Genomic DNA, 13,235 nt, shown 5'->3' with positions numbered 1-13,235 from the left:
CCCGCCTCCCGAAGGCACCCGGACGGGTCATGGCCGGGTTCCCGCCGGCACCTGCTGAGCCGCAACGGGCGGAGTGATCCGCTCGACCTGGCCGATGCCGATGCCTGCCGGCTTCCGCTCGCTGAACCGAGCTTCGCAGGCCGAGCAGCGGTAGATGTTGATGACGATGGGCTCGTCGGTGTCCACGCCCTCGGCCATCCAGTCGACCGCTTCGAGCGCCCGCTCCCCGCAACTGCGGCAGGGCCGGTATCCGTAGGAGGTCTTCGTCGATCTCTTCAGCGAGTCCAGCTTCTCTTGCCGCTCCCGTTCGACGTTCTCCGGGTTCTTCTCCTCCAGCCTGAGCCCGTCCTCGTACGTCCCGGATCGGCCCTCGGAGAACCACGCACCGCAGGCGGAGCACTGGTAATAGTTGATCGGGAGGGGGCTGACCTGCTCGGAATTATAGGATGCGAGCTGATGCTCGCCACATCGAGCGCAGGGCCTGGTCGAGCGGTCGGAGAGGAATCTGGGGCCACGCCCCGGCGAGCCACCTGACCCTCCCGGCGTCCCTGAGCCGTCGATCGCTCGCAACTCCTCCTCCGGCAGGAAGCTGCGATCCCACCTCATGCTTTTGTATGCGGGCTTGGTGTCAGGCTTGTCGGACCCACATTGGGAACATCGCTCGCCGCAACGGCGACAGGCGAAGTAGGTTACCCAGAACGGGTATCCCTCGTGCATGTAGCTGACGCATAGTTCCCACTCGCCGCATGTCGGGCACTGGTATCCGGCCGGGTCCCTGCCGATCCGCTTGCAGTAGACCCGGTACCCGAGGGTGCACCCGGACCAGATCAGCGCCATCACGCAGAGGAGGGCGACGAAGGAGGCAACGTAGAGGGCAACCAGGCCGATGATCCCGACGGTACCCTTGGCGACCACCAGGAGGAGATGCGGTTCCCGCACGACCACGTACGAGCAGGCAGAAGCAGAGAAGATCAAGCAGGCTTTCCAGAACAGCCGGGCGAACGAGGCGAGGAGTCGCTTCAGGAGTGACATGGCGGCGGTCCCCCGTTATATCCGTCCCGGAGGAGTCTAGGTCCGCCCCGTCGGTGCACGGGCAACTCGGCACGATAACGGACGGCTCCCGGCGACGATTGAGCGACTCGACCGCTCAATACGCCCCCGCCCCCGACCACCTCTTGCCGTGGAATTGTCGAACCTCGGCGATGCCGCTCGTGCCCTCCACGTCGAGGAATAGCCGGTCCTGATCCTGGAGGATGCGGCACGCCGGTCGCTCCCGGTAGACGTATTCCTTGACGTTGCCGACCTGCTCCCACTCGCTGCCGTCGTCCAGGCGATGGACCGCCCCCGGTGCATAGCCGAGGAACGTCCCGACGAGCCGTGAGTCGACCTCGACGATCATGATCCGACCCTCCTTGAGCCGGATCATGGGCGCACGACCACTGATTTTCAAACGTATAGTATTCGGGCGGAGGGAAGATCGGCTCGCAGCGGATGACGAGGCCGCTTCCTGGTGCGATCCTGGAGCGGTCTGGAGATGTCGCCGATCGCTGGATGAACCGGTAGCCGAAAGAGCGGGTCTGCTTATTGGAGCTTCTGTTCGAGAGGAGTGGAGCAAATGCCACGTAGCGTAACCCGAAGTGGGAAGCGGAACCGCCCGAAGACCACCTTCAAGGGCAAGCGGTATCTGTGCGCCGTCTGCCGAAAGAGGAGCCCGAAGCCGGTCAAGACGCCCGCCCCGTGGTACTGCCCGAGGTGCCTCGAAGCTCGGGAGGCTCGGCTCCAGGGGCGAATCGACTCCTCGGATGGGGAAACCGGGTTCGGGGGTAGCAACGCAGGCTGACCATCGTAAGCGATCGGGACAGGGACGGAGGGCCATCGTGTCGCAAGGCAGCCGAACCGAGGGGGGCGGACGACCGGAGGACAACCCTTTCGCCGCCCCGATGGCCGTCCACGGACGTACGCCCCATGGGCATGAACCCGGAGACGATGAGGCGGACCTCCGACGCCGTCTCCGGCGTGCGAGGACCCTCCGGCTCGGCGGGCTGATCGGGCTCCTCGGGGCGGTGCTCGTGCTCCTGTCGTTCGGCCTCGGCACCCTGTCGCAACTCGGGGGACCGGACTCGTTCGAGGCCCGAGGGATCGAGCCGTGGATGCGGCGCCGCTGGGTCGCCCGGATGTCGAGCGTCCTCTCCCTGGCGCTTGTCGCCGCCTGGGCGTCCTGGGGTCTGTTCCTCCTGCGGAGGTGGGCGAGGTGGCTGCTGACGTGCGTGGCGGCGCTGCCGATCCCGCTGGTCGCAGGGGGCTGGGTGCTGCTCGTGGGCGGCTTCGATCCCGTCCTCAGGGGTCGGATCGAAGCCGGAGGATTAGTCGCCCTGTCCGCCACGTCGGTGGTGTCCTGCGACCTCCTCTACGCCCTGTTGTGGTCGCCGAGGGCGAGGACTGTGTTTCTGCCCAAATCCGCAGGGAAGAGCGTCGTCAAGGACCGTGAGCGGGTCGGATGTTCGGCGATCGCAGGCGCTTCCGGAGTCGCCCTCGCCGTGCTCCTCTGGTTCTACGTGCTGCTGATGACCGTGCTCTCGACCCTGGTGGTGCTGGGGATGATCCGCTCGGCCTGATCCGACTGAGGCGTGAGGTTTGGCGGAGTGTGGTCATCCAGGGAGCCCCGCATTGCCCGGCCGAACCGGAACATACTTCGAGGGAAGTCCGGTGGACCTCCTCCCCGACGACAAATTGGAGCGCTCGGCGGTCGTCGCCAACTGCCGGATGAACCGGGAGCGGGACCTGCTCGGCACCAACGGCTACGGCCGGGAACTCGGTCTCGACCCGCTCGACTTCCTGCGGGAGCGGCTCGGGGCTGGACGCCCTGCCGCCTGGCTGGACCTCTGCTGCGGGACCGGCAGGGCGCTAATCCAGGCGGCCCGGCAGGTCCACGGCGAGGGGCTGGATGTCGAGATCGTCGGCGTGGACCTGGTCGGGATGTTCGACGAGCCCGATCCGAGATTGACCTGCCTCAGCCTGATCGAGGCGTCCCTGACTACCTGGCGTCCCGAGCGGTCCTTCGACCTGGTCACCAGCGTCCACGGGCTGCATTACGTCGGCAACAAGCTGGGGCTGATCGCCCGTGCCTGCTCCTGGCTGGTCGAGGACGGGCTGCTCGTCGCCAATCTGGACCTCACCAACCTGAAGCTCGGCGATGGCAGACCCGGCGGTCGGAAGATCGTCGCCGAGATGCGTCGGGCGGGACTGCAGTACGACCGCAAGCGTCGGCTGGTCGCTTGCCGGGGCATGCGGATGGTGGATTTGCCGTTCCGATACCTGGGAGCGGACGATCGAGCGGGACCGAATTACACCGGGCAGTCTGCCGTGGACTCGTGGTACGAGGCGGGCTGAAGCGACAGGACCGGTTGGTCCGAGAGGCTCCCATGGGCGTCGAGTACGTGCACTACCTGATCCCTGAGGACAACTCATTCAAGCCCGGCACGGAGGATCTCATCCGCCTGGTCGACGCCCTGCTCGAAGGAGGCTTCGTCGCCGAGTCGAGATCGGATGAATACGAGAAGAAGTCCGACGACGACTTCACCTACTACGAGCACACCAAGGGGACCGGCTGCCTGCTCCACTCCGGGACGGGAGAGTTTGGCCCGCTTCCCTGCCCCGTCTCCGAGCGGGACATCGCCCACCTCGGGGAGCGAGATTACAAGCTCATCTGGATGGTCGAGAGCCACGAGCGATCGGGGCTGAAGTACCCGCTCACGCCCGTCCCCGAGCTATTCGACCCCTACTACGACCTGGAACTCCGCATGGCGGGGGACTATGTCTACCATCACTCCGAGGGGATCGACCCGTTCCCGGACGTGGCATGTCCATGTGGGCGATCCCTTGAGTATTACGAGCCGGACGAGCCAGGGGAGTCCTGGAAGCCCCCGGTCTACTTCGACGCCCGCATCAGCCGTTCCTGCCCGGCGTGCGGGAGGCCCTTCCGACCCCAGGAGTTGGTCGCTCGGGTCCGGGACGGTCGCACGGGCGAGGTCGGCGAACGGGCGGGTGGGGCCACGTATCGTTTCGCCGTGGTGATCGACTGCGGCAAGGGCTCCCCCAGGGAGGGCTGGCCGATCCGGGCCACCGAGGAACTCCTTTGCACTCTGACACGAGCACTCGGACTGCGCTTCTACGAAGTCGGGGACTTCTACTAACGCTTCGCCTTCGACCGGGATTGGACCCGCCCGAGTCGATAACCGAGCCATTCTTGCGTCCCATCTCGGCCTCGATCATGGCGCTGGGATGATGAGTGTCGCCCCCTCGATCGAAGGGTCGCCCCTACCAGCCCTCGGGCCAGCCTCCCGGAGGCGGCTGTAACTGCGACCGGATGAACTCCAGGTACTTCGGGTCCTCGTCGACGAAGAGCTTCGACCCTTCGAGCAGGTACGCCCCAGCGAGCCAGTTGGCGGCCTCCCGCTCGTCGCCCGCCTCGAAGAGGCACTGGCCGAGGCGCAGCCGCAGGTATGGGTTGTCGACCGCCCCGCCGAAGGTCATCGCCGTCATCAGGGCGTCTCGGGCGGCGGCGTAGTCGCTCCGGAAGAAATGGGAGTTACCGTCCGCAGCCAGGATGTCCAGGGCGACCGGATGGTCCGTCCTGGGCTCGGGCAGTCGCTCCCAGGCAGCGTGGTAGCGGGCCAGCGCCCCCTCGGAACGGTCCTCTTCGAGAAGGTCGTCGCCCTCGCCGAGGAGGCGTCGAACTTCGGCATCCAGGTCGTCATGGTCTCCGGACATCGGTCATCCTCGGCGTGGGCACGGTCAGTCCGGAACGATCCGACCACTGGTGGGCAATGGGGTCAGCATCGCTCGCCCGTGCGGACGGGCCGTCGCAAGAGCCGCCTCAATCCATTCATCACGATGGTGAGCTAGGCCCGGCAGGGGCGACCATGTCCGCTGTTGCATGGCGACCTGCCCCTCACGACTTGCCGAGGATTGCATCGACCACCCAGCACCCACGGGCATGCTCGCCGGGTAATCGGCAATGGCCCTGGAGGTCGTCGTCGGCACATCCGGCGGCTGCGAGAGCATCTCCCAGGATCGGCATCAGGTCGAAGGCCCGCTCGTCGTAGATCGTTCCGGCGAGCGAGACCACGTCGGGCGTCAGCCAGGTCGGGTCGAGGGCGGGTGACCGGAAGGGGTTGCCGAAGATGCAGCGCATCAGTCGGGACTGCTCGTGTCGTTCCCTGTCCCCGTCCGCCATCCCGGCCGATGCGTGGACGGCGTGGACCGCAGTCGACGATGAGCAGAACTCCCGGTACAGCATCAGGGCGACGTAATGCGGATGGTCGCTGGGAGCCGCCCCGTCGATCCTGGCTTCCCAATCGTCCGGGGGGATCGCCCGCCGTACCTCGACCATGACCCTCCGGCGATCGGCCTCGGCGACGGTGCCCTCCGCCATTGCCTCGATCACCTCGATGCCCCGTCGCTGGCGGGGGTCGGGGAGCAGTTCGGCGAGCCGCCGGTAGCACGCAGCGGCGAAGAGCCGGAACTTCCGGTCGCTCGCCTTCCCCCGCAGCGTGTCGAGCATCCGGAACGGGTCCGTGCAGGAACGCCATTCGGCTTCGCTCCCGAGCAGCAACCGCCCCTGCCGCCTCGATCCTCTGGACATTCGCCCGTCCCAATCCTGTTACACGCCGCAACCCAGGCGACGAACGTCTCGTTGCCGCCGCCGGAGGGCCGCTCCGGCGTGTCCATCTAGGCCCCGTAGAGACCGAGCCGGGTCGACACTGCTTTCCTGCCGCAAGCGGGGACCGAGTATCAGCTTTGCACGCTCGCCGCCCGCTACGCCGAGTCCGGCGACGACACGTTCCGGGCGCTCCTGCACGAGATCGTCGAGCGGAAGCCGATCGCCGACCTCCCCTGGCTCGGGGAGGATCAGGTCATCCGACTCGACGGCGAGGAGGGGTTCCTCTTCGCAGCAAGGGTGCGGGGTGCCCGGCTCCTGGGCGGGGGCGACTGGGATTGGGACGACACGAGCCTCGTCGAGGATGCCGTCGAACGCCTCGGGTGGGATCGGGTCGAGGACCTGATGGGCAGACCGGGGGACGGGTCGATCGTCCGCTTCCGAGACGGCTGGGCGAGTCAGGAGGCGAAGAGGTCCGGGCACGATCGACGCCCGTCGCAACGGGAGCGGATGCGGTCGATCTCCGTCGGCGAGATCATCTCGGCCGCCGAGGCGGGAGACTCGGGCTACGGGCTCTTCCGTGGCTGGGGGATGCACGCCGACGAACAGGACCTGGAGGCGGTCCTCCGCCACCTCGGGGCGGCCCGGGAGCCCAGGGTCATCGCCAACCTCCTCAGGGTATTCACGAAGCGTGCACTCCCCCGGTTCGACGACCGCCTTATCGGGCTGGCCCGGCACGAGGTCGCCGAGGTGAGGCGCAGGGCGTACCTGGCCCTCCAGCAGGTCGAGCATCCCAGCGTCCGGGAGTTCGCCCTCGCCGGACTTGAGGGCGGCGTGCGGGACGGCTCGGTGCTCGGGCTGTTCGTCCGGAACTACCGGCGGGGCGACGAGCATCGGTTGCTGGAGGCGATCGAATTGTCGGGGGACGAGGACGAGCGTCACTGGCTGATGATGGAAGTCGTCGATGTCCTGGAGTCCAACCCGGAAGCCGACGGCTCCCGGCTCGGGGTCGTCGCCTATGCCGAGACCCCGTGCGGGAATTGCCGGGCCGACGCCGCCCGACTGCTGCTTCGACAGGGTGTCGTCCCCTCATGGCTGGCCGAGGAGTTGCGTCACGATGCGTGCGAAGAGTGCCGAGAGTTGGTCGATGGGACCGCCGGCTTGACTTGACGTGCCTCCGGGGCGAACGATCGACTCGCCTTGACCGGGTCCGTTCGGGGACGACGTTCGAAGTGGATGGAGAGGGAGCGATGGACGATGGGTCGGATCGGATGTCCATGCTCGGGGACGAGTTCATCGCCGAGGCACGCCGGCAACTCGACGCCAGCGCCGGGACCATCCGGCACTGCCTGGCCCAACTCGACGACGGCCAGGTCTGGTGGCGTCCTCGGGAGGGGATGAACAGCGTCGGCAACCTGCTGCTCCACCTGGCCGGCAACCTGGGGCAGCGGTTCGGCTCGGTCATCGGCGGCGAGCCCGACGACCGGGACCGACTCGGCGAGTTCACCGAGCGGGGGCCGATCCCGAAGGAGGACCTGATCCGGCGGTTCGAGGAGGCCGTCGGGCGTGCCGATGGGGTGCTGGCGGGGCTCTCCGCCGATCGGCTGGGCGAGACCCGACGCTACGGGCTGCTGGCCGGGGCGGTCGAGCGGCCGGTCCTGACGATCGTGCTCCAGACGCTGACGCACCTCGGAGGGCACACGCAGGAGATTGTGCAACTGACCCGCCAGCAGTTGGGCGAGCGGTACGCCTACATGCAGCCTGCGGGCGTCCCCCCTCGGCCGGACCCGAAGTCTTGAACCGATTGGCTCTCGGATCGGGAGGCGGATCGTGATGGCGACGGTGACCGGCATCCGGGGCTCGGCGTTCCTGATCGCCGCCTTCCGGGTCGGCGAGGGCAAGTCCGCTGAGCCGCTCTATTACGACGACGTGGCCCGCATGTACCTCGGCCGGGACGTGCTGATCCGGGCCGAGGAGGTCGCCCGCCCCTCCCCGTTCGTCGAGGAGATGGTCCGGCTGCGGACGAGACACTTCGACGACGCCCTGGCGAGCGTCGTCTCGCAGGGGTACCGACAGATCCTGGTCCTCGACTCGGCCTGGACGCCCGCCCGATCCGTCTCAGGCGGGCGGGCGTCTGGTCCTTTGAGGTATACGACCCGGCGACCTAGTGTCCCGAGTCGGAAGTCCGTTTACAAACCCGCTTGATGCGGTTGGGGATCAGGTCGGCGTCTGCGGCCCACACGAACGGCTTGGGGTCCGCGTTGTGGTGCTCCAGGTACCCTCGGATCGCCGCCTCCAACGCCGCCACGCTGCGGAACACGCCGCGTCGGATCCGCGTCTCGGTGATCTCCGCGAAGAACCGCCCGACCGGGTTCAGCCAAGAGCTGCGGGTCGGAGTGAAGTGCGGGTGGTACTCAGGGGGCCGCAGGAACCATCGCTCCACCGCCGGCGTCTCGTGGGTCGCGTAGTGGTCCAGCACCAGGTGGACCTCCACGCCCGGCTCGCGCGGGACGCGGGCGTGGACCTCGTCCAGGAACCGCAGGAACCCCTTCGCGCGGTGCCTCCGGTGGCACCGACCGATCACCTCGCCGGTAGCCACGTTCGGGGCCGCGAACAGCGATGTGGTCCCGTTGCGGACGTAGTCGTGGGTAGGCCGCCCGGCCTGCCCCGGCGTCATCGGCAGCAGCGGCTGGGTCCGGCCCAGGGCCTGGACCTGGCTCTTCTCGTCGACGCACAGGGCGATCGCCCGCTCCGGCGGGCTCATGTACAGCCCGACGACGTCGCGGACCTTCGCGACGAAGAACGGGTCGGTCGAGAGCTTGGAGGTCTCGCGGAGGTGCGGCTTCAGCCCGAACGAGCGCCAGATCCGCCCGACGGCCGTCTGGGACATGCCGGCGGCCTCGGCCATGCCGCGGGTACTCCAGTGCGTGGCCGACTCGGGCTTGGTCTCCAGCGTCCCGGTGACGACCCGCTCGACGTCGGCGTCGGCGATCGTGCGCGGCGCGCCGGGGCGGGGCTCGTCGGCCAGCCCCTCCAGGCGTCGCTCGACGAACCGCCGCCGCCGGGTGCCAACGGTGGCCGAGCAGACGCGGGGCCTGGCGGCGACCGCCTCGTTCTCCAGCCCCTCGGCGCAGGCCGGGACGATGCGGGCGCGGGTGGCGCGCCGCAGGGTGCTCTCGGGGCGGCTCGCCCAGGTCGTCAACGTCTGCCGCTCGTCGTCGCTCAGGACCAGCTCGGCCAGCGGTCGCGCCATGTTGGGGTCTCCTTTGGGGAGACTCTACCGGGCGAACGGCGAGGGCGCAAGGTTATTCAACGGATTTCCGACTCAGGACACTACGGGGACGTTGGACCGCTGACACCGCCCTTTGGAGCGAGAACTTGATCCTTCGTGGTTCACCCAACCTCGGACGAGGAATGTATCCTTGAACAGACGCCGTAAGCGCCGCCCCAGGCCACGAACCGGGGTCTACTTCTGGGTACCCAAGCATTTCAACAACCAGGTCGCTTGGCGTCTGCTGACGTGCTTCGATCTGGGCCACAACCCCCGAGCCGGCTACATCGAGACCTGGCCAGTGGTCGTCGACCGGATCGCCGAAGCGTGGGCATGGGAGTCCGGGGCGCTCCAACGCTATCTGGAGGGCTGAGAGGCGTCGCTATCGAGAGGTCGAGTGGACAGGTCAGGTGAGCGAGGGCGCTGTGTCATTCGCCACGGAGGTGACTCTCCAGACCCTTTCTGGCGCTGCATGGTGATCGACCGTTTCGGCCTGGAGGGACGCTTCGTCGATTATCGATGCGACGATCAATTGCAGTGACTAGATCCAGATGCTCGACGACTGGAGGTCGTCCTCGGTGTCGATCTCGGCAGTGAGCCGGCCCTCTGACTCGATGCCCCCTCAAGGTGGATTGATCGGGCGTAGGGGGATGAGCTAACGGCAATTTTTCTTACATATAATGTTGTAGGAGAAATTTCCGTTACGCTCTCCCTGTAAGTCCAAGTGACGATGCCTCGCCTCGGATGTCTGGAGCCATCGTCGTTCCATCGTCCCCCCAACCACCCTTCCGGTAAGCTGCCACGAGGGGGGCAGACCCGAGAGCGGTGATCTGGGTATGACCTGACACCCAAGGACTGTCCGGGCCGGGTCGAATACATGCCGTGGGCCGTCGTCCCGAGGGTTCGACGACCGAACCGATCCCCTTCCGTGCGTGTCTGATGTTGCCCGTCTTTGTCATCTCCAGGAGGCTGCCGCCATGACCACGCTGCCCGAGGTCCGCATCGGCGAACCGATCCGCCAGCAAGCTTTGTCCGTCTTCCCGCTCTACTCCGAACCGGGCTCGACCGTGGAATACCTTCTTGCCGACGAGGCGATCGGCTCCGGCTCGGTCGCCGTCGAGGAGGTCGACGAGGGCGGCTCCGTGCCCGACCTCCTGGTCCGGAACACGAGCGAGTCACGGGTGCTTTTCCTGGAAGGCGAGGAACTGTGGGGGGCGAAGCAAAACCGGGTCCTGAACACCTCGGTCCTGATTGCCGCCCACGGAACGACCAAGATACCCGTCAGTTGCGTCGAGCAGGGTCGCTGGCGATACCTCTCCCGCCAATTCTCCCATTCTGGAAGCCACTCGTCGTCCAAGCTTCGGGCGATGCTGAAGGCATCCGTTGCCCGATCGGTCAAGGCGGAACGTGGTCACAGGTCCGACCAGGGCGGAGTCTGGCGGGAGGTCAGCCGGCAGAGCGCCTCCCTGGGCACGTCTTCCGAGACGGGGGCGATGGCCGACACTTACGAGCACTACCGGGAGCGGCTGGAGGAGTTCCGGCAGGGGCTCAAGTATGTCGAGGGTGCGACTGGTCTGGCCGTCGCAGTGGGTCAACAGATCGTCTCCATCGACCTCTTCGACCGCCCGGAAACCTGCCGCAAGGTCTGGGACCGTCTGCTGAGCGGCATGGTGATGGACGCCCTGGAGGCGGAGCAGCCGGAGAAGTGCGCCGAGGTCGCCGACGTGGAGGCGCTGCTGGGACGGCTTCGTGGCTCGTCCTGGGAGCCGTCCCCGGCCGTGGGCGAGGGCCGGGAGTATCGTTCCGAGGTCGACGAGCGGACGCACGGCTCGACGCTGGTCTGCGACGGCTCGGTGTTGCACGGCAGCGTCGTCGTGGCGTCCTGAGTGTGATGGGCGGGGGGCGATCCTGACGGTCGATCCAGCCTCCCGCCCTGCCTTCCCGCCCGAGCCGATGAGCCTTCAATACCGGTCGGGCGGGACCGACTCGCCACCGGCTGGCGTGCCCAGGGACCGGAGGACCGCCGGGTCCACCGTCTCCTTGATGAACCGCACCGAGCCATCCCCGAGCACGAAGTTCGCACCGCCCGGAAAGAGGCTACCGAACCCCTTTGGCGACCGGTTGATCCCGAGCGCCGTGTCCCGCCAGTTGGTTGGGCTGCCCCACGGCTCGAAGCCGTCCCCCACCTCGCCCGCCATGATCTTGTTCGCCAGCCCGTCGGTCACGATGGCGTTGGTCCGGGGCACGTCCCCGCCGAGCATGTGGGCGTTGCCGGCGTAGTGGCCGAGGGCATAGCCCTCCTCATCCTTGCGGTGCTCGTGGAGGGCGGGGTTCTGATACTCCGATACGTCGGCCCGGAAGACTTCCCGGTGTAGTGGGTGGTCCCAGGGCAGGTCGAAGTCGATCCGGTCGTGGAGGTCCTGGCGCTGGACGAACGGCAGCATCCTCGACATCCAGCCGTGGTGCGGGCGACCGATCGCATCGAACGTCCCGCCGGGCGGGTAGGTGCCGTGGGCGGACTCGTAGTTGGCCAGGCCGAGGGCGATCTGCTTGAGGTTGTTGGTCGACTGCGCCCGCCACATGGCGCTCGGGCTGCCGAACTGGACGACGGGCCGCCCCGATGTCAGCAGCCAGCCGACCTGGTGGACGACCCCGGTCGCCGAGATGCCGGCGACGAACATCAGCACGACGATGACCGCCATCGAGGCGGTCCAGCGGGGCTTCCAGCGTCCGCCCGTCGCTTCGCCCTCGTCGCCCTCCGCCCGGACCTGCCCGTACAGCCATCCGAGGAAGGCGTGAGAGCCGACCACGAGCAGGGCCAGGCACAACACCCCGGTGGTGACCCCGACCCAGTCGACCGTCACCTGTGGGAGGACTCGTCCCAGGTAGAATACCCAGCCGAGGACGAGAGCGACGGCGAAGTCGAACGGCAGGAAGAACCCGGCGGAGATGAGGAAGAGCAGCACGAAGAGCGTCAGGAGGGTCCCGATGACGTACCGGCTCATTGGGCCAGCCCCCCGGCGAGGCCGGCGGCGATCTCCTCGGGGCTCATGGAGACGATCCGCCCGTCGGCCCGCAGCACGAGCCGCTCGCCGTCGAAGAGGCCCGGCTCGTAGGCGACGATCGAGCGGCCCTCGTCGGCGGCCTCCCCCGGCACGTAGAGGTACCTCATGCCCGAGGGGTCGGGCACCCGCCACGCCTCCTCGGGGATCGCCTCGGGGTCGTCCTCGGGGGGGAACCGCCCCTCGTGGCTGCGGGCGTAGGTCCAGAGGGCGATGCGGAGCCGGTCGAGGGCCTGCCGGCGCCCCGCTAGGTCTACGTCTGGGCTCGCTGGCGGCTGGTCACCGGCGATCGTGTAGGTGTAGCCGTCCTTCTCCCAAGCTCCTGGGGTCATCAGTTCCCTGGCACCGGAGATCATCGTCAGGATCAGGACGAAGAGGAGCCCCCAGAGCGTGACGACGCCGAGGGCCTTGCCGAAGGTCAGCCGGGGGAGCCGGGGGAAGTCCCGCCCCAGGGAGTTCCAGACCCGCTGGACGACCCAGGCGCAGAGGAGGACGCCGAGCAGGAAGAACGAGATCGTCTGGACCCGCATCCTCGCCAGGTCGGTGAGCGTGACCGAGGGCATGCCAGCCCAGGCGTGATCCGCCCCGGCGAGCACGACGAGGGCGGCGATCGGGAGGCTCGGGGCTCGATGCGTCATCGCCATGCTCGTCGACGGAGGGCGAGTCGGTCTCGATCGATGGGGAGTCCGGCGTGGTGGCCGGTCCTCGACGATTGTCGGATGGTCTGCGGGTCGATGCAAGCGCCGGGCACGTCCCGCCCGACGGTGCTTCCGGAGCGGCGACAGTACCCGCACCGGGACATCGCCCCGGTCATCCGGACGCTGACCGACGCCTACGGGCCGGATCGGCTGATCTACGGCGGCGGCTACAGGGCCGAGGCCACCGGCGAGTCGTATCGGGCATACCGGGGGCGGCTGCTGTCGTACCTGGGACACCTGACCGCCGAGGAGCAGGCGAAGGTGCTGGGCGGGAATGCGGCGAGGCTGTTCGGGTTCCCGGAGACCCTGGGCTGACCACAACGAACGGGACGGGCGATGCAAAAAGAAAAAGAGATAAGAATTTCGTTCATCCCACCTATATACGGCGATGGACGAGGATCATTGGCGGCTCATCGAGGGGTTTCCGGCCTACGGTGTCTCAAGGGACGGAGAGGTGCAGTCTCGCTAGAGCCGGGGTTACTGCCCGGCCTTCCTGACCGACGGCTGGAGGTCGCTGAAGCCGGTACGGAGGCAGTGGGGCCATC

16 protein-coding genes are annotated in these 13,235 nt (G+C 67.7%); 9 read left to right on the top strand and 7 right to left on the bottom strand.

Annotated elements, in window-relative coordinates; all coding sequences use genetic code 11:
• Window positions 1-27: 27 nt before the first annotated feature.
• A complete protein-coding gene (locus tag ElP_RS21185) occupies window positions 28-1,032 on the bottom strand; it encodes a hypothetical protein (protein ID WP_145272677.1) in 1,005 nt (334 codons plus the stop codon).
• 115 nt (window positions 1,033-1,147) lie between these two features.
• Window positions 1,148-1,399 (bottom strand): hypothetical protein, encoded by a 252-nt coding sequence (locus ElP_RS21180; RefSeq protein ID WP_145272674.1) that lies wholly within the window; start codon window positions 1,397-1,399, stop codon window positions 1,148-1,150.
• 664 nt (window positions 1,400-2,063) lie between these two features.
• Here ElP_RS21180 and ElP_RS21175 point away from each other — a divergent pair.
• The 3 genes from ElP_RS21175 to ElP_RS21165 all read left to right on the top strand — a co-directional run bounded on the left by ElP_RS21175 (window position 2,064) and on the right by ElP_RS21165 (window position 4,193).
• Complete coding sequence (locus tag ElP_RS21175; protein WP_145272671.1) at window positions 2,064-2,615, top strand: hypothetical protein; 552 nt, start codon at window positions 2,064-2,066, stop codon at window positions 2,613-2,615.
• A gap of 91 nt (window positions 2,616-2,706) precedes the next feature.
• Window positions 2,707-3,390 (top strand): class I SAM-dependent methyltransferase, encoded by a 684-nt coding sequence (locus ElP_RS21170; protein ID WP_197446251.1) that lies wholly within the window; start codon window positions 2,707-2,709, stop codon window positions 3,388-3,390.
• 32 nt (window positions 3,391-3,422) lie between these two features.
• Window positions 3,423-4,193: a hypothetical protein gene (locus ElP_RS21165; protein ID WP_145272668.1), complete on the top strand. Its 771-nt coding sequence runs from the start codon at window positions 3,423-3,425 to the stop codon at window positions 4,191-4,193.
• A 124-nt stretch (window positions 4,194-4,317) separates the two neighbouring features.
• Here the strand turns inward: ElP_RS21165 and ElP_RS21160 are convergent, their stop codons facing one another.
• Together ElP_RS21160 and ElP_RS38455 are read right to left on the bottom strand one after the other, a co-directional pair.
• Window positions 4,318-4,770, bottom strand: a complete 453-nt coding sequence (locus tag ElP_RS21160; protein ID WP_145272665.1) for a tetratricopeptide repeat protein — start codon at window positions 4,768-4,770, stop codon at window positions 4,318-4,320.
• Between the two features lie 181 nt (window positions 4,771-4,951).
• The gene (locus ElP_RS38455; protein WP_197446250.1) at window positions 4,952-5,644 is read right to left on the bottom strand and encodes a hypothetical protein; all 693 of its coding nucleotides are present in this window, start codon (window positions 5,642-5,644) and stop codon (window positions 4,952-4,954) included.
• Window positions 5,645-5,959: 315 nt separating this feature from the next.
• On the opposite strand from ElP_RS38455, the gene ElP_RS21150 reads away from it, so the two are divergent.
• From ElP_RS21150 to ElP_RS21140, 3 genes are all read left to right on the top strand, one after another.
• Entirely contained in the window at window positions 5,960-6,829 is an 870-nt protein-coding gene (locus tag ElP_RS21150) for a hypothetical protein (protein WP_145272662.1), read from the top strand.
• Between the two features lie 80 nt (window positions 6,830-6,909).
• Window positions 6,910-7,458, top strand: a complete 549-nt coding sequence (locus tag ElP_RS21145) for a DinB family protein (protein WP_197446249.1) — start codon at window positions 6,910-6,912, stop codon at window positions 7,456-7,458.
• A gap of 34 nt (window positions 7,459-7,492) precedes the next feature.
• Complete coding sequence (locus tag ElP_RS21140) at window positions 7,493-7,864, top strand: class I SAM-dependent methyltransferase (protein ID WP_145272656.1); 372 nt, start codon at window positions 7,493-7,495, stop codon at window positions 7,862-7,864.
• Here the strand turns inward: ElP_RS21140 and ElP_RS21135 are convergent.
• Window positions 7,824-8,912 carry an IS630 family transposase gene (locus ElP_RS21135; protein ID WP_145272653.1) on the bottom strand — a complete coding sequence of 363 codons (1,089 nt, stop codon included), beginning with the start codon at window positions 8,910-8,912 and terminating at the stop codon, window positions 7,824-7,826. The two genes, ElP_RS21140 and ElP_RS21135, sit on opposite strands and share 41 nt — an antisense overlap.
• Before the next feature lie 169 nt (window positions 8,913-9,081).
• On the opposite strand from ElP_RS21135, the gene ElP_RS21130 reads away from it, so the two are divergent.
• Together ElP_RS21130 and ElP_RS21125 are read left to right on the top strand one after the other, a co-directional pair.
• A complete protein-coding gene (locus ElP_RS21130) occupies window positions 9,082-9,303 on the top strand; it encodes a hypothetical protein (RefSeq protein WP_145272651.1) in 222 nt (73 codons plus the stop codon).
• Window positions 9,304-9,907: 604 nt separating this feature from the next.
• Window positions 9,908-10,816, top strand: a complete 909-nt coding sequence (locus tag ElP_RS21125) for an ARPP-1 family domain-containing protein (protein WP_145272648.1) — start codon at window positions 9,908-9,910, stop codon at window positions 10,814-10,816.
• Between the two features lie 75 nt (window positions 10,817-10,891).
• On the opposite strand, the gene ElP_RS21120 is transcribed toward ElP_RS21125, so the two are convergent.
• Window positions 10,892-11,935, bottom strand: coding sequence for a DUF1559 family PulG-like putative transporter (locus tag ElP_RS21120; RefSeq protein WP_145272645.1), 1,044 nt, complete (start codon window positions 11,933-11,935; stop codon window positions 10,892-10,894).
• Window positions 11,932-12,630 (bottom strand): hypothetical protein, encoded by a 699-nt coding sequence (locus ElP_RS21115; RefSeq protein WP_231749201.1) that lies wholly within the window; start codon window positions 12,628-12,630, stop codon window positions 11,932-11,934. Before ElP_RS21115 ends, ElP_RS21120 begins: the two co-directional genes overlap by 4 nt.
• Window positions 12,631-12,726: 96 nt before the next feature.
• Here ElP_RS21115 and ElP_RS21110 point away from each other — a divergent pair, with 96 nt between their 5' ends.
• Window positions 12,727-13,005: an amidohydrolase family protein gene (locus ElP_RS21110; protein ID WP_231749200.1), complete on the top strand. Its 279-nt coding sequence runs from the start codon at window positions 12,727-12,729 to the stop codon at window positions 13,003-13,005.
• Window positions 13,006-13,235 lie beyond the last annotated feature (230 nt).

It is taken from the genome of Tautonia plasticadhaerens, assembly GCF_007752535.1.
Classification (GTDB): Bacteria; Planctomycetota; Planctomycetia; order Isosphaerales; family Isosphaeraceae; genus Tautonia; species Tautonia plasticadhaerens.
This window is presented reverse-complemented; position numbering and strand designations above follow the sequence as displayed.